The sequence below is a fragment of the Rhodococcus sp. PD04 genome, from assembly GCF_035918275.1.
In the GTDB taxonomy this organism is placed as follows: domain Bacteria; phylum Actinomycetota; class Actinomycetes; order Mycobacteriales; family Mycobacteriaceae; genus Rhodococcus; species Rhodococcus rhodochrous.
On the sequence record NZ_CP142143.1, the window covers coordinates 4,788,443 to 4,805,345 of the forward strand.

The 16,903-nt window shown below is 68.5% G+C and carries 11 protein-coding genes and 1 pseudogene; all 12 read right to left on the bottom strand.

Annotated elements, in window-relative coordinates; all coding sequences use genetic code 11:
• Positions 1-26: 26 nt before the first annotated feature.
• The 12 genes and pseudogenes from U9J23_RS21825 to U9J23_RS21880 all read right to left on the bottom strand — a co-directional run bounded on the left by U9J23_RS21825 (position 27) and on the right by U9J23_RS21880 (position 16,763).
• A complete protein-coding gene (locus U9J23_RS21825) occupies positions 27-875 on the bottom strand; it encodes an SDR family oxidoreductase (protein ID WP_085470113.1) in 849 nt (282 codons plus the stop codon).
• Entirely contained in the window at positions 875-2,827 is a 1,953-nt protein-coding gene (locus U9J23_RS21830) for a hydantoinase B/oxoprolinase family protein (protein WP_059382833.1), read from the bottom strand. The genes U9J23_RS21825 and U9J23_RS21830 overlap by 1 nt, the downstream gene beginning before the upstream one ends.
• A complete protein-coding gene (locus U9J23_RS21835) occupies positions 2,824-4,926 on the bottom strand; it encodes a hydantoinase/oxoprolinase family protein (protein ID WP_085470111.1) in 2,103 nt (700 codons plus the stop codon). Before U9J23_RS21835 ends, U9J23_RS21830 begins: the two co-directional genes overlap by 4 nt.
• A gap of 147 nt (positions 4,927-5,073) precedes the next feature.
• Positions 5,074-5,880 (bottom strand): annotated as a pseudogene (locus U9J23_RS21840) (IS5 family transposase).
• A 110-nt stretch (positions 5,881-5,990) separates the two neighbouring features.
• Positions 5,991-6,668, bottom strand: coding sequence for an SRPBCC family protein (locus U9J23_RS21845; protein ID WP_059382831.1), 678 nt, complete (start codon positions 6,666-6,668; stop codon positions 5,991-5,993).
• On the bottom strand, positions 6,665-9,190 hold the full coding sequence (gene cutA, locus U9J23_RS21850) for an aerobic carbon-monoxide dehydrogenase large subunit (RefSeq protein WP_272265802.1): 2,526 nt from the start codon (positions 9,188-9,190) through the stop codon (positions 6,665-6,667). The genes U9J23_RS21845 and cutA overlap by 4 nt, the downstream gene beginning before the upstream one ends.
• Positions 9,187-9,858 carry a (2Fe-2S)-binding protein gene (locus U9J23_RS21855; RefSeq protein WP_059382829.1) on the bottom strand — a complete coding sequence of 224 codons (672 nt, stop codon included), beginning with the start codon at positions 9,856-9,858 and terminating at the stop codon, positions 9,187-9,189. The genes cutA and U9J23_RS21855 overlap by 4 nt, the downstream gene beginning before the upstream one ends.
• On the bottom strand, positions 9,855-10,769 hold the full coding sequence (locus U9J23_RS21860) for an FAD binding domain-containing protein (RefSeq protein WP_059382828.1): 915 nt from the start codon (positions 10,767-10,769) through the stop codon (positions 9,855-9,857). Before U9J23_RS21860 ends, U9J23_RS21855 begins: the two co-directional genes overlap by 4 nt.
• Positions 10,770-10,856: 87 nt before the next feature.
• Positions 10,857-12,305 (bottom strand): uracil-xanthine permease family protein, encoded by a 1,449-nt coding sequence (locus U9J23_RS21865; protein ID WP_059382827.1) that lies wholly within the window; start codon positions 12,303-12,305, stop codon positions 10,857-10,859.
• A 177-nt stretch (positions 12,306-12,482) separates the two neighbouring features.
• A complete protein-coding gene (locus U9J23_RS21870; protein ID WP_272265809.1) occupies positions 12,483-14,186 on the bottom strand; it encodes a helix-turn-helix domain-containing protein in 1,704 nt (567 codons plus the stop codon).
• A gap of 54 nt (positions 14,187-14,240) precedes the next feature.
• Positions 14,241-15,344, bottom strand: coding sequence for an XdhC family protein (locus U9J23_RS21875; RefSeq protein ID WP_085470109.1), 1,104 nt, complete (start codon positions 15,342-15,344; stop codon positions 14,241-14,243).
• 21 nt (positions 15,345-15,365) lie between these two features.
• Complete coding sequence (locus U9J23_RS21880) at positions 15,366-16,763, bottom strand: amidase (RefSeq protein WP_106201116.1); 1,398 nt, start codon at positions 16,761-16,763, stop codon at positions 15,366-15,368.
• Positions 16,764-16,903: the final 140 nt, after the last annotated feature.

The following is a 16,903-nucleotide window of genomic DNA, read 5'->3' on the forward strand; positions in this document are numbered from 1 at the left end:
GTTCCCTTTCCTACACCACCGGCGGGTTACCGGCGCGGCATCGACGAGACGAGATCCGCGACGCGGGCGGGCTCCCGACCGAGCAGCGCTGCCGTCACGGCGCTTCCCGCGACGAAGCCGTGAGCGTCGTAGAAGTCGAACATCGCGGCCAGACGTTCGCGGGCATCTGTGGGCAGGTCGCGGCCGTGGCGCTCCATCCACACCGGGACGGACACCTGCTCGAGCTCCACCGATCGCCCGGCGACCGCGCACAGCTGCCGCACACTCACCGAGTCCGGTCCCCCGAGCTCGTAGGTGGCGCCGTGGTGGATGTCCGCACCCTCGACGAGGACACGGGCCGCCACCGTCGCGACGTCCGACAGGGCGACGAACGAGAACGGCGCGTCGGGGTCGTAGGGGACGTCGAGTGCATCGACCGAGCCGTCGAGGACGGGTGCGAAGTTCTCCGTGTACGCGCAGGGCTGCAGAACGGTCCACCGCACCCCGGAGGCGTGCAGGAGGTCCTCGCAACGCGCCTTGTCGAGGTGGTGCGGCATCGCCGGCGTGTACGGCCAGGCGACGGAGTGGTAGACGACGTGATCGACACCTGCCTCGGCCACCGCCGCGAGGAACCGTTCGAACAGCGCCGGTTCGTCGGGGTGCATGTTCGGGGCGATGAAATAGATGCCGCGGCAACCCGCCAGCGCGTCGACGAGCCCGGCACCCGTCTCGAGGTCGACAGCACGATCCCCCGCCTGCCGAGCGGTGTGCACCACTCGGCGGACGGGGGTCGTGTCTGCTGTCTCCAGCGCCGAGACGACAGCCGTTCCGGTCTTCCCCGCGGCACCGATCACTGCGAGATCGGTGCCGCGGGAGAGAGTGGCCGTCGTCGACATCAGTTGCCGATGAAGTCGTACTCGGCGAACTCGGCACCACCCGACAGGCGGGCGTAACCGGGACCGCGGTCGAAGAAGGGCTCTTCCTCGCCGCGCTCGGCGCGCATCTGCGCACGCAGCGCCTCGGTGGCCTCGACGTCGGCGACGGGCTCGTCGGCCGAGGTGTCCTTCAGGATCACGCCGTAGTCGTCGCGGGCACCCTCGACGGACACCTTGCGCCACAGCACGTCCCGGACCACCTCGTCGATCGGACGATCGAGCGGGTCGCCCCAGCCACCGCCACCGGTGGTGCGGATGCGCACGACCTCGCCGGCCTTGATCGGCTCGGCGTCCGTGAGAGCGTCGAACTCGCGCTCGTTCGGGCCGCCGGGATCGAGGGTGACGGAGAACGGCTTGCCGGCCTTGCCGCCCTTGACACCCCAGCACGCGAGGATCGAACGGTCCGCGATGGACATGAAGTTCGCGTCCTTGAGCATGCGGATGTGCTTCTCGTAGCCGAGACCACCGCGGTAGCGACCGGCTCCACCGGAATCGATTGCCAGACCCAGCTTCTCGACGATGAACGGGAAGCGGCTCTCGGTGAACTCCGTGGGCAGGTTCCGCGAGTCGGGCACCACGTGGATGGTGTCCTCACCGTCGGCGTAGTGCCGGCCACCCGAGCCGCCACCGAGCACCTCACGCATGAGGTAGGAGTGGCCGTCGAAGTCCTCGCCGTACACACCGGTGTAGCGGATGGTCTCCTGGTCGGCGGGCATGTTGCCGTCGACCGCCTTGGCGACCACACCGGAGAGCACACCGAGCAGACGCAGGATCACGAACGTGCGAGCGTTGGTGGGGGCGGGGAAGATCGGCGTGATGAGCGTGCCCGGCTCCGGGAACTTCATCTCGATCAGCGGCACGACACCTTCGTTGACGTCCAGCTCCGCCATGCGGTCCGGGGTGTCGGCCAGGTTGCGGAGGATCGGCGCCAGCCACTTGATGAGGAAGTTGCCGTCGGCGTAGTCACCGCAGTGGTTGATCGGACCCTTCGCCTGCGGACCGGTGCCGTTGAAGTCCAGGATCAGACGCTCGCCGCCCTCGTCCTCCGGGGAGGTCTTGGTGAGGGTGATGCGCTGCACGTGCAGCATGGGCTCGTCCACACCGTCGTGCTCGGCGTAGTCCTCCCAGGTGTACGTGCCCACCGGGATCTTGCTGAGGATCTCGCGGCGGTACGTCTCCGTGGTGGCGTCGAGGATCGCGTCGAAGCAGGCCTCGACGGTCTCGACACCGTAGCGCTCGAACAGCTCCGACAGCCGGCGCGCGCCCATGAGGCACGCCGAGCACTCGGCGTCGAGGTCGGCGGCGAGCGAGTCGGGCATGCGGGAGTTGCGGGTCATGATCCGCAGCGCCGCCTCGTTCGGAACGCCCTGGTCCCACAGCTTGATCGGCGGGACCATCAGTCCCTCCTCGTACACCGTGGTCGCACCTGACGGCATGGAGCCGGGGCAGCAACCGCCGATGTCGTCGTGGTGGCCGAAGGCCTGCACGAACGCGACCACCGAGGGCTCGGTGTCGCCGGGACGGGTCGCGAAGACCGGCACGGTGACGCACAGGTCGGGGAGGTGGCCGATGCCGCCTTCGGAGAGGTAGACGTCGTTGTGGAAGAAGACGTCGCCGGGCTTCATCGTCTCGAGCGGGAAGTCCCGCGCCACCGGATGCACGAGCGCCGAGTACGACCGACCGGTGAGCTTGCGCAGGTTGCGGTCATGGATGCCGGCACGGAAGTCGTGGGCGTCGCGGATCATCGGCGAGCGTGAGGTCCGGGAGATGGAGGTCTCCACCTCCATCTCGACGCTGGCGAGGTAACCGGCGACGATCTCGACGAGCACCGGATCGGGAGCGGTGCCCGAAGCGTCGGTCAGCCGGAAGGGCTTGCGCGTCGTGGCCGCGGCGGGTTCGAGAGTCGCAGTCATCGGGTGGCTCCGTTCGAGTCGGATGTCTTGGTGAGGCGGATGTTGCCGAAAGAGTCGATGCGAGCGCGGAATCCGGGGTGGACCGGGATGGTCGAGCTGAATTCCTCGATCACGGCGGGACCTTCGAGTTCGTCGCCGGCGCCGAGGCGGGCGCGGTCGTACACGCGGGTGGTGACCCACTCGTCGAAGTACGCCTCGCGGGTGCCGGTGAGGGCGGCGTCCGCACCCGTGCCCGGGGCGATCTCGGAGAGTTCCGGTCGCTTGATGGGTCCGATGCCGCTGACGCGGAGGTTGACCCATTCCACGTGCTGGTGGGGATCGTTGCGGAAGTCGTAGCCGTAGAGCTCGCGGTGTGCCTGGTGGAAGCGTTCGGCTGCCTCGTCCATCAGTTCCTGGGTGATGGGGCCGTCGCCGACCGGCACGCGCACCTCGAAGGCCTGGCCGAAGTAGCGCAGGTCCGCCGAGCGGGCGTACTGCCGCTGGTCGGGACCGAATCCCTCGTCCTCCAGTGCACGTTCGGCCTCGGCCGCGAGAGCGTCGAGTCCGGCCTGCAGCTCGTCGATCTTCAACCGGTCGTGGCGGCTGACGTGCGTCTGCACGTAGTCGTTGCGGACGTCGACGGTGAGCAGACCGAAGGCCGAGACGTTGCCGGGGTTGAGCGGCACGAGGACGTCCTTGAGACCGAGGATGTCGACGAGGCGGCAGGCCAGCAGCGAGCCGGAGCCACCGAAGGTCACCAGGGTGAAGTCGCGGACGTCGAGACCACGCTTGACGGTGATCTGGCGCAGCGCGTTGGCCTGGTTCCAGGCCGACACCTCGAGGATGCCCGTGGCACACGCCTCGAACTCGAGGCCGAGACTGTGCGCGAGCTCCTCGACGCCCTTGCGGGCGAGCTCGGTGTCGAGCGGGATCTCACCGCCGAGCAGGTGGGGAGGGATGCGGCCGAGCAGGACGTGGGCGTCGGTGATGGTCGGCTCGTTGCCGCCCTTGCCGTAGCACAGGGGTCCGGGATCGGCGCCGGCCGACTGCGGGCCGACACGCAGGGTGCCCTCGGGGGTCATCCATGCGATGGAGCCGCCACCGGCGCCGACGGTCACCACGTCGATCATCGGGATCTTGGACGGGTAGACACCCACGCGACCTTCCGTGGTGAGTGCCGGCTCGCCGCCGACGACCACGGTGACGTCCGTGGAGGTGCCGCCACCGTCGCAGGTCAGCACCTGGTCGACACCGGCGACACCGGCGATCAGGGCCGCGCCCAGTGCACCGGCCGCGGGGCCGGAGAGCACGGTGGTGATCGGCTGGTGCACGACCTCCTTGGCCGAGAGCACACCGCCGTTGGACTTCATCACGTAGAACGGGATGTCGCGCTGCTCGCCCTCGGCGGAGGAGAACTCGCGCAGACGGTTCGCGATGTTGTTGACGTAGTTGCGGATGTTGGGCTTGACCGCGGCGTCGACGAGGGTAGTGATGGACCGCTCGTACTCGCGGTACTCGCGCAGCACCTCGCTGGAGATGCTCACGGTCGCTTCCGGGTGCTCCTCCATGAGGATGTCGCGGACGCGGCGCTCGTGCTCGGGGTTGGCGTAGGAGTGCATGAGGCACACGCCGACGGTGAGGATCTCACGGTCCTTGAAGAAGCGGGCGGCGGCGCGGACGTCGTCCTCGTTCAGGGGACGGATCTCACTGCCGTCGTAGGCGAGACGACCGCGGATGGTGCGGACGCGGTCGGCCGGCACGATGCGGTCGGGCTTGACCCAGAAGTAGGAGTTGCCGTAGCCGTCGGGGACCGACTGGCGGGCGATCTCGAGAACGTGCTCGTAGCCCTCGGTGGTGATGAATCCGAGGGTGCCGACCTTGCCCTCGAGGAGCTTGTTGGTCGCGACGGTGGTGCCGTGGCTGACGGCGTCGATCGCGTCGCCGGTCTCGCCGAGCTGCGCGAGGACCTTCTCGATGCCTGCGAGGAAGCCGATGGCCGGATCCTGCGGTGTCGACGGGGTCTTCGTGGTGACGATGGCGCCGGACTCGTCGTCCACCGCGACCACGTCCGTGAATGTTCCGCCGGTATCGATACCGACCCGAATCTTCCTGGATCCCATGTTTCCTCCTGGGTTCGTCTCGCCGGTGTCCCACCTGACGTCTGATGACATTCCACCCCCTGAGCGGCGGTGTTTCTTTGTCACATCTCGCCGAACTCGTCGCCTGGAGTTCGGGGTTCGTGCACCTGCCACCCATAAGAGCACGTCTCATTTGGTGAGTTTCTTGAAGCAGGTCAGCGCAGCGGCGAGTTGGAGAAAGGAAGCAAAGTTCTCACCGTGACGTTCGTAGCGCATCGTCAGCCGGCGATAGCCGCTCAGCCAAGCCAGGGTGCGTTCGATCTTCCACCGGTAACGGCCGAGGCGTTCGCTGCTGTCGACGCCGCGGCGGGCGATCCGCGGAACGATGCCCCGGGCCCGCAGCCACCGGCGGTGCACGGGATAGTCGTAACCCTTGTCCGCCCGCAACCGGCCGGGTCGGCGGCGCCGCGGACCGCGAGGTGAGCGCACCGCCGGAATCGCAGCGACCATGGGTTGCAGCATGACACTGTCGTGGGTGTTCGCCGAGGTCACCGCCGTGACGAGGAATGCCGTCGGCATCGGAGAGGATGTGGATCTTCGAGCCGTTCTTGCCTCGATCGACCGGGCTGGGACCGGTCAAAGATCCCCCTTTTTCGCCCGCACGTGCGCTGCGTCCAGGATCGCGGCGGACCAGTCCAGGTCCCCACCGGCACCGAGCCGATCGAGGACCCGGCGGTGCAGCTCGTCGAACACCCCGGCCCGAACCCAGGTGGTGAAGCGGCGGTGTGCGGTCGGAACGCTGACCCCGAACGACGGTGGCAGGTGCCGCCAGGCACAGCCGCTGGTGAGCACGTAGACGATCGCGGTGAACACCGCCCGATCATCGATCGCCGCCCGGCCGCCGCCTTGGGGCCGCGCCCGGAATCCGGGCAGCAACGGTTCGACGATCTCCCACAACGCATCCGGTACCAGCCGGGAAGACAACGCATCGACCACGGCAGTGCATTATGCCGCACAAACGATCTAGGCCATAAGAGACATGCTCTAAACGACGGCACCCCCGGGCCGTGGTGGCCCGGGGGTGCCGGAAAACTCGTCGAAAAGGGTCAGCGTCGGGCGAGGATCGCCCCCAGGGCGACGCCCGCCAGCGCGATACCGGCGCCCACTCCCGCCGACAGCAGAACGGTTGCTGCCGAAGGCGTTCCGGCCGGTGCCGGTGCAGCTGCCGCGGCGGCAACGGGCAGCGCGGTGGTCTTCACACCCGCACCCTCGGCCACCTCGGCCACCTCGGCTCCGTTCACGCCCGCGACGGGTGCCGCTTCGGCCGCACTCGGTGCCGCCGGCAGACCGTTGGCGATCACACCGTCGATGCCGTTGAAGAACACGCCGGCCATCTTCTTCGCGACACCGGTGATCATCCGCTGCCCGACGCCACCGACCATGCCGCCGACGACCGCGTCCGCGTCGTAGGTGAGCACGGTGCCGCCGTCACGTTCTTCGAGACGCACCGCCACGTCGGCCTTGACCGTTCCCGGAGCGCCGGAACCCGATGCCGTCATGACGAACGATTCGGGACGATTCTGCTGCGACAGAACCACTTCCCCGTCGTAGGTGCCCTTGATGGAGGCCACCCCGGCGGTGATGGACAGCTTGTAGTGGTTGTCGCTGATCTGCTCGAGCGCCTGCACGCCCGGGATCGTCGCCGCGAGAACACGGCCGTCCTGCAGGCTGTCGTACACCACGTCGGGGGGTGCCTGCAGTTGCGCGGTACCGGCGATTCTCATTCGTTCTCCTTGTTTCGGGATGCCGCGTGGGTCAGACGCAGCTCGAACAACTCCGAGGGGGAAATCGGCATGCTGGTGATCGGGATGCCCTCCGCGTCCTCGACGGCCGCGGCGATCACTGCCGAGGTCGGGATGACACCGGCCTCGCCGGCACCCTTCATTCCGAGGGGATTGAGTGCGGACGGGGTGACGGTGTGGTCCATCTCGAGCGAGTCGGGCATCTCCGTCACGAAGGGCATGAGGAAGTCCATGTACGACGCGTTGAGCATCTGCCCGTGCTCGTCGTAGACGATCTTCTCGTAGAGTGCGCCGCCGATGCCCTGCGCGACCGCGCCCTGCACCTGACCCTCGACGATGCGCGGGTTGATGACGTTGCCGCAGTCGTGCACCACCGCATACCGGAGCACGCGGATCTCTGCGGTGACGGGATCGGTCTCGACGATCGCCGCGTGGATTCCCGACGCGAACGTCGAGGTGGGCGGCGAGTAGTAGCCGGTCGCCTCCAGACCGGGCTGCTCACCCTCGAGGACGGGCGGCACCGACATGTCGGTCTCGGCATTCGCGAATCCCGTTGCGCGACGGGATGCGTCGTCGAAGGCGTAGCGGAGCGGGTTCGACAGTACGGCCACGACACCGAGTGGGATCGAGGTGCCCTCCGCGCCGGGTTCGGTGCCCACCACGCACACGTGCCCCTCGCGCAGTTCGAGATCGGCGACGTCGGCGTGGAGGTGTTCCGCGGCGATCTTCTTCGCCTTCTCCGCCACCATCTGCGCGGCGACGTGGAAGGCGGATCCGGACATCACGGCACCGCGCGATGCGAACGTGCCGACCGCATAACCGAATCGGCGGGTGTCGCCGGTGACGATCTCGACGTCGGAGACCGGCACACCGAGATCGTCCGCGACGATCTGCGCGAAGGAGGTCTGATGCCCCTGGCCCTGGGTGGTCAGGCCCGTGGCGGCCTTGACCTTGCCCGAGGTCTCGATGAGCACATGTGCGCCCTCGTACGGGCCCGGTCCCGTGCCCTCGACGTACGCTCCCACACCGATTCCGACGCGGCGACCCTCGGCGCGGGCACGTTCCTTGTACTCGGCGAACTCGTCCCAGCCGATGAGCTTCTTGAGCTTGTCCATTCCGGCCTGGTAGTCGCCGGTGTCGTAGATGAGCGGACGACCGTCCTGGAAGATCAGGTGAAAGTCGTAGGGCATCTCCTCGGGGCGGATGAAATTGGTCTCGCGGACCTCGAGGACATCCTTGCCGAGATGCTTGGCGATGGCGTCCATCGCCCGCTCCATCGCGAACACGCCCTGGGGTCGTCCCGCGCCGCGGTAGGGCGTGACGATGACCGTGTTGGTGTACAGCGAGTAGGCGTCCACCCGGAAGGCGCGCGGCTTGTAGGGGCCGAGCACCTGGGTGGAGGTGTTGAGCAGCACGATGATGCCGTACGGCAGGTAGGCGCCGTTGTCGTGCCAGATCGAGAAGTCGAAGGCCAGCAGCCGGCCGTCGTCGTCGAACCCGATGGTCACCTCGTGGATCTGCCCGCGCTCGTGGGCGCTGGAGACGAAGTGTTCGCGCCGGTCCTCGACCCACTTGACCTCATTGGAGATCCCGGCCTGCCCCAGCTTGCGGGCGGCCCAGGTGACCATGACCTCCTCGGGCCACGGGTGCACGATCTTCACACCGAAACCGCCGCCGACGTCGGGGGCGATGCAGTGGACCTTGTTGTGCGCCATGCCAAGTCGAGCTGCGATCGCGGCACGGGCGGAGGTCGAGGTCTGAGTGGACGTCCAGAAGGTCAGCGCCTTCTCGTCGTCGTCCCAACGGGCGTAGACGCCTTTGCCCTCCATCGGCATCGACGCCGAACGTTCGATCTCGAGGTCGAGGGTCAGCGTGTGCGGTGCCGCGGCGAGCTCCGCCTCGATGTCGCCGAAACCGTGCTGGAGGTGTGCCGCGACGTTGTCGGACACATCCGGGTGGACGACGTGCTCGGCGTTGCGTGCGGTGTCGACACCGACCACGGCCGGCAGGGCCTCGTAGGTGATGTCGATCAGCGCACAGGCGTCCTCGGCGATGTACCGGTTGTCGGCGACGACCATCACGATCGCCTCGCCGACGTGGTTCACCTCGTCCTTGGCGAGCGGATATCCGTTGCGCGGAGCGGTGATCGCGGGGTGCGGGATCAACAGCGGGAGGTTCTCGGCCATCTCGGGCGAGTCGGCCTCGAGATCGTCGTAGGTGTAGATGGCGTGCACACCCGGCAGTTCCAGCGCCGCATCGACGGTGATGTCGAGGATGCGGGCATGGGCGTGCGGCGACCGGACGAAGGCCGCGGCGAGCGCGCCGTGCCCGAGATCGTCGAGATAGCGACCGTTACCGCTGACGAGCCGGTTGTCCTCCACGCGCGGGATGGGCTTGCCGAACGACTTGCCCGACTCGGTGGCACCGCCGATGTCGGCGGGGGCGAGGTCGGTCGTGCTCGTCGAGACGGAGTTCGAGACGGGCGAATCGGAGACACTGGTCATGCTCGTCCTGCCTTTCCTCCGACCGGAGCGGTGGTGCCGCGGACCTTGGCGTCGAGCGAGGCGCGTGCCGCCTCGTTGTCGGGGCCGAGCGGTGAGCCTCCGGACCGTTCACGCTTGATCTCGGCGGCGCGCAGCACGGCCGCCCGGATGTTCTGGTAACCCGTGCACCGGCACAGATTGCCGGCGATCGCATCGGTCGCCTCCTCGTGGGTGGGCGACGGGTTCTCCTCGAGGAAGGCCGCGATCGTGGTGACGAATCCCGGTGTGCAGAAACCGCATTGCAGACCGTGGCAGTCGACGAATGCCTCCTGCACAGGGTGCAGGGTGCCGTCCGGTTCGACGAGCCCTTCGACCGTCGTCACCGAGCGGCCCTCGAGGCTCGCGGCGAGCACGAGGCACGACCGCACCGGCTTGCCGTCGAGCAGCACCGTGCACGCGCCGCACACGCCGTGCTCGCATCCCACGTGGGTGCCGGTCTGACGGAGGTGATGACGGATCGCGTCCGATGCCAGCGTGCGCGAGGGCAGCACGACCGTCTGCGTCACGCCGTTGAGGGTGAAGGTCACGGCGACGTGGTGCTCGCCGGTCTCCGCCTGCAGTTCGTCGACCTGTTCGGCGACGGTCCGCCGCGAGGCGTCGCGACCACCCTTGTGGATCGAGCTCGTCATCGACTTCCTCCCGTGTGCATCGGTACCCGTGTGTCGTCGCGGATCGCGTCCTGCGCGGCCGCGAAACCGACACGACCGGTCAGTGCGGCCACCAGCTGTGACCGGTAGCGGTCGGTGGCGTGGATGTCCGCCTCCGTCTCGACGGTCTCGCGTGCCTTCTCCGCGACCTGCTGCCACAGCGGGTCGCGCTCGTCGTGTGCCGAGGCCCCGCGCAGGATGTCGGTGTAGTCGACGACCTGCCCGAGCTCTCCCGCGGAGACGTAGGTCATCCGGGCGGACGTCACCGCGCCGTCCTCGACCTCCACCTGTGCGACCACGCCGACGAGGGCGTAGTCGCCGTGGCGTCGTGCGATCTCGTCGATGGCGGTTCCGGTGCCCGGCCGCGCCGCGGGAACGGTCACGCTGGTCGCGATCTCGTCGGCCTCGAGGGTCGATTCGAGCGGCCCGGCGAACAGCTCGGCGGCGGGGATCTGCCGGACTCCGCGTACGGAGCGGACGGTGAGCGTTCCGCCGAGCAACGACAGCACGGCCGGCATCTCCGCGGACGGGTCGGCGTGGACGATCGATCCGACGGTCGTTCCGCGATTGCGGATGGTCGGGTGTGCGACCAGCCGGAGCGCGCGGCCCAGCAAGGGCTGGACCTGCGCGACCGTGGGATCGGATTCGAGCGCTGCGTGGGTGGTGAGCGCGTCGAAGGTGACGCCGAGTTCCTGCGAAGCGGAGATCGCGTCGAGTCGCGGGATCGAGCCGATGTCGACGAGGTGAGCCGGTGCCGCCAGGCGCATCGACAGCAGCGGAATCAGTGACTGGCCGCCGGCGAGCACTTTGCCCTCGTGCGCGACCCCTGCGAGGACCTCGCAGGCTTCATCGATCGACCGCGGTCGGTGATAGGTGAGTGGCGACGGTTTCATTCAACAGATCCTGCCCGCATAGTTCGATCAACGTTTCGTGGAGAAGTGACAAAGCTCACGACTCGACAATGTCAGATGTAATAGAGGTCACGCGAATTCCTTCACCCTCCCCTGGCCGCTCTCGCCGTCCGGATCGGGCTCCGTCCGGCCCGGTTCTCCCTGATCGGAGGGGGTATCGGGATCCTCGGGTGCGATGTCCTTGGGGGCGATGACCCGGCACAGGTGGTAGAGACCGATCACGACGATGGTGCCCAGCGCGATGCCGCTCAGCGAGAACGTGTCGGTGAACTGGAGGCTGGTGTCGCCGATCGCGATGATCAGGCCGGCCGCGACGGGCATGAGGTTGCGCGGGTCGCCGAAGTCGACACCGTTCTCCTTCCAGATCTTGGCGCCGAGCAGACCGATGATGCCGTAGAGGACCACGGTGATGCCGCCGAGCACGCCACCCGGGGTCGCGGAGATGACCGCGCCGAACTTCGGGGAGAAGCCGAGGAGCATAGCGATGACGCCGGCCGAGGCATAGGCGGCCGTCGAGTACACGCGGGTCGCGGCCATGACGCCGATGTTCTCCGCGTAGGTCGTCGTCGGGGAACCGCCGACGCTCGTGGCGAGGGCGGTGGCGAGGCCGTCACCGGCCAGCGCGCGTCCCATCATCGGATCGAGGTCGGTCTTGGTGATCTCGGCGACCGCCTTGACGTGTCCGGCGTTCTCCGCGATCAGGGCGATGACACCGGGCAGTACGAGCACGATGAAGGTGAGGCTGAACGACGGGGCATGGATGCCGACGACACCGGCCGCCTCGTCCGTGAACGGCGGCAGGCCGAACCACGGAGCGGAGACAACGCCGTCCCAGTTCACGCGGAAGTGTTCGGTGACAGCGTCCGCACCGGCGTCGTAGGAGGTGATCGGTCCGCTGATGCGATCGAGAACCCAGGACAGTACGTAACCGAACAGCAGTGCCAGGAAGATGGCGACACGGCCGAGGAAGCCGCGCAGCACGACGCTACCCACGATCAGCGCGATCATCACCGTCAGCGCGACCCACTGGTCCTGCGGCCAGTAGGTGCCGGCCACGACCGGCGCCAGGTTGAAGCCGATGAGCATGACCACCGCGCCGGTGACGACCGGCGGCAGGATCTTGAACACCAGCGAACCGCCGAGGAAGTGGATCACCACACCGATCGCGGCGAGCACGAGCCCGGAGACCATGATCGCGCCGGTGACCTCGGAGGGCGAACCGCCCTGGGCGTAGATCGCGGCGATGCCGCCGACGAAGGCCGCGGAGGTCCCCAGGTAGCTGGGGATCCGGCCCTTCACGACGGCGAGGAAGAAGAGGGTGCAGAAGCCCGAGAGCATCACTGCGAGTTGCGGGTTGAGACCCATGATGATCGGGAAGACGAAGGTGGCGCCGAACATCGACACCACGTGCTGGCCGCCCAGGCCGATCGTGCGGCCCCAACTCAGGCGCTCCATCGGCGCCACGACCTGACCCGGTTCTATGTTCTTGCCGTCTCCGTGCACTGTCCAGATGGGCATATCGGACCTTTCAGCAGAGTGTGGGTGCCGATAGAGTTCACGTGGATTGTTACGCCTGTGTTGCCGATCACACGTGTACTTCGGTAGCCGCAAACGCTAACGGAGCAGCTGAGGCCCGGCGTGGGAGGAATCTGCCAGGAGCGGCCCTCCGAAATTGGCAAGATCGGTGGTTGATCGTCAGGAATCGATCCCGCGCATCGCGATGATCTTGAGCGCGAGCGAAAGATCCAACCGCAGTTCGGGCTGCTCGGTGAAGGGACCGAGGATCTTTTCGAGTTTCGCCACACGATAGCGCAGAGTGTTGTAATGAAAATGTAACTGGCGCGCGGCTTCTGCGATGTTGATGTTGGTGGCGAGGAGCACCTCGAGGGTACGGCACATGTCCTGCGCCTCGGCCGTGCCGTCGGTCAACTCCTTGAGCGTCTCGCGCGCGAACGACTCGAGTTCCTCGGCGTCCTCGACGAGGCTCAGCAACCGGTACACACCCAGATCGTCGAAATGGGTGACCGCCCACGGACCGGAGATCCTGCGTCCCACTTCGAGTGCCGTGCGCGCCTGCGCGTAGAGCGTCGGCAGGTCGTCGGTGGACGACGACGCACGCGAGACCCCCACACCGAACGGACGACGCCCTCCCCCACCGGCCCCGCGCACCTGGGCGACGAGTTCACGCACGAGGGCCATCGTGTCGCTGCCCTCCCCCATGAGCACGACGGTCTCGGTCGCCAGGGCCGTGACGGACGCCCCGGAATCGCGGCCGGCCAGCGCACCTGCGAACGCGCGGGCCTGCCGTTCCACCACGGGAAGTCGCGCCGGCGCCGCCGAGGAATCGTCGTCCGCGCGATCGGGTTCGACGGCGACCACCACCACCGGGCGGTCGAGATTCCAGCCGAACATCTGGGCGTGCACGATCACCTGTTCGGGTTCACCGGCACGGCCGCGCAACAGGTCCCGGACGAAGTTGGCCCGGTGCTTCTCCTCGACCGCGGACACCGCGAGTTCGCGACTGACGACGAGCGCGCACACCGTCGCCGCCTGCTCCACGAGATACAGGTCCGGCGCGGAGAGATCACGTGCAGGACAGAAGAATACGAGCCGACCGTGGTCGATCCCGTTGGCGGAGATCGCGGCGATGGCCACGTACTCGTCGCCGAAGCGGTGCAGGCCGAGTCCGCCCTCGATCGAGTCGGTCCGCACCCGGCCCGTCGGATCGACCGCTGCCGTCGAGGACAGCCAGGCGAAATCGGATTCCTTTCCGGCCCTGTACGTCTGGCGCCCGTCGGGGGTGGTGATGAGGACCGCCCCGCCGAGCCGGCGCGAGATGCCTTCGGCCAGCGCCCTGTGCCCCCCGCCCGCCATGACGATCTCGAGCAGCCCGCGACGGAGGTGGTCCGCCTCGAAGACCGCTTCCACCTGAGCGGCGGCCATGTCGCTGAGACCCCACGCGAGACGGTGATCCGCGACGACCTCCTCCGGCGTCGTCAACACCGGGAGGGGAACGTCGTTCGTGAGACCCTGCGGCAGCGGATGTCCGGTGTCGAGCCGGACCACGAGTGCCGATACCTCGCTCCGGTCCAGCCGCGCCAGGAAATCGGCGATCGGCACGGCGAGTCGCGCGAGCACGGTGGTGGAGGTGACGAGCAGCAGTCCCGAACGCAGCCAGGGACCGATCTCCGGGAGCATCATCACCGCGACCGCGGTGACGGGCCGCGCCGTGGAGACGTCGCCGGCGAGCACCGTCGGCGTGACGAGGAGACCCGAGGAGACGACGTCTGCGAGCGGGCAGGGTTCGAACACGACCGCTGCGCTGTCCTCCGGTTCGGCTGCGCTGCGTCCCGGTTCGGCTGCGCTGGGCCCCGGATTCTCAGCCTTGCGCACCGTCACAGCAATACCCGTCCACCTGCCAGTCGTTCACCCCCGCATGGGAGACACGTGACATTAGAGGGCTGCGGCAACACCGTCAATCGCAGGCGGACAATCCGCAGGTCGGGCAGCACGTCCCGCCGGGACCCGGTGGATGGGTCCGCGCAGTGTCGCGAGACTGCGCCCGGTGGCGCCGCGCGTGCTCACGAGGATCTCGGCGAGGATCGACACGGCCGTCTCCTCCGGGGTCCGCGCACCGAGGTCGAGTCCGATCGGCGAGTGCAGGCGTCCCAGTTCGTCGGCCGACAGCCCGGCCTCGCGCAACAGGGCGACCCGGCGCTCGTGCGTGGAGCGGCTGCCCATCGCCCCGATGTATCCGGCCTCGCAGCGGAGAGCACGTTCGAGCAACGGGATGTCGAACTTCTCGTCGTGGGTGAGGACCGCGACGACGGTGGTGGGGTCGATCGGCGCCGACTCGAGGAAGACGTGCGGCCACGCCACCACGATCTCGTCGGCGTCGGGGAACCGGGCGGGCGTGGCGAAGACGGGCCGGGCGTCGATCACCGTCACGCGATAACCGGCGAACTTCCCCAGCGTGCAGAGAGCGGACGCGAAGTCGATGGCGCCGAAGACGTACATCCGCGGTCGCGGCGCGAAGATCTCCACGATCTGCGAACGCTCCTCGTCGACGTAGACCTCCGAATCCCCGTAGGACAGGCGCAGGCGCACCTCGTCCCCGACATCGGTTCCGTCGTCCCCGTCGAGGGTGACGACACGATGGCCGGCGGACCCACGGTCGGTGACGACAGCGACCGGCTCTCCTGCCCCGATCCGCCGTGCCACCTCGGTGAACTCGGGGTAGGTGGCGGCATCGACCCGCTGCACGAAGACCTCGATGGTGCCGCCGCAGGTCAGGCCCACGCCGAAGGCGTCGTCGTCGGTGACACGGAAGACCTCGGTGCGGGCGTTCCCGTCGGCGAGCACGTCACCCGCGATGTCGTACAGGGCGCCTTCGATGCACCCTCCCGACACGCTGCCCACCACTTCACCCGACTGCGAGACGGCCATCGCGGCACCGGGTTCGCGCGGCGACGACTTCCAGGTGCGCACGACGGTCGCCAGCGCGAACGTCTCACCGTCGTCGAACCATCGCGACAGCTCGTCGAGAATGTCCCGCACGGCGACCTCCTTGCAGTCGTGTCACAGACGCGCGGCGACGGCCAGCGCGACGTGGTCGTGGAAGGGGCGCGCGACGATCTGCACGCCGATGGGCATGCCGTCGCTCGTCCGCCCGACGGGGACGACGACGGACGGGAAGCCGGTGACACTGATCGTGCGGCAGCTCGCCAGCGCCTCCTGCCAGGTGAGCAGCCGGTCGCCGACACCGAAACGGTCGAGCCCGAGCGGAGGCGCACCGATGGACGCGACCGGCAGCACCAGCACGTCGCCCATCTCGTCGAGCAGCCGATGGACCAGCGCGGTGCGCCACGCCCAGAGGCGCTCCACCTCACGATGCTCGGAGCGACCGGCCGTGGCCAGCAGGTCGCGGATGACAGCACCGAACCGGTCGGGGCTCGCCAGCGCATCGATGTCGGCGTGGGTCTGGGTGGCCCGCAATCGCCCGAACAACTCGTTCCCCTCGACCAGAGCCGACCCGCGGTATTCACGGGCACCGAGGCGCCGCGCGCTCTCCCGGACGACGTCCACGATCTCGTCGTCGACAGGCACGGTGCCCTCTCCGGGCGCCCAGGTGATCGTCAGCGCGTCGACGTCGACGGTCGCCGGGTCGGTCCACGCGACGTGCGGTTCGGAGATAACGCGCAGGGCGAGGACGAGGTCGTCGAGGTTCCGTGTCATGGGCCCGACGGTCTGCAGCGCGCCGTGCACCGTCGTCGGGTCGGCCCGTACGTGGCCGCCGACGAGCACCCCGGGGTACTGGCCGTCCGCGGACACCCGGCCGACGGTGGGGCGGATGGAGCACAGCCCGGTGCAGTGCGCGGGCCAGCGCACCGAGCCGCCGAAGTCGGTGCCGAGCCCGAGGACGCTCATGCCCGACGCGATGGACGCGGCTTCGCCGCCGCTGGAGCCCCCGGGTGAACGCGGCGACTCGGGGCTGCCGAGCGGGTTCACGGCCGGTCCGAACATCTCGTTGTCGGTGAGCCCGGACGTCCCGAATTCGGGCGTGTTGGTCTTGCCGACGAGGATCGCACCGGCCGCCTTCATCGCGGCGACGGCCGGCGCGTCGACGACGGGGACGTTGTCGGCCAGTGCGCGTGAAGCTGCGGTCGTGCGCACGCCTGCGGTGGCGATGAGGTCCTTGACGGTGAACGGCACCCCGGCGAGCGGACCGGCCGCCTCGCCCCGGTCGAGGCGGTGGTCGAGGGCGTCGGCCTCGGCGAGGGCGCTGTCCGCCGCGACGGTGACGATCGCGTTGAGGCACGGGTTCTGCTCGGCGATCAGGGCGAGGTGGTCCTCGACGACCCGACGGGCGGTGACCTCGCGGTTGCGGACCACGGCGGCGATCGACCGCGCGTCGGCGCCGGTCCACGTGCCGGTGCGCTCGGTGTCGAGCGTCGGGGATCGACCGTCTACCGCCACTGGCCCTCCTTGGTCTGCGTTCGACGAGAACGCTATGGCCGGCTCCGGGCCCCTCCTACGTCCACACTCCACAGGAAGCCGGTCGCCGCGGTGTGAAGAGTTGATACTTTCCCGCCGGAACGGGCCTGAGAGGATCGGGA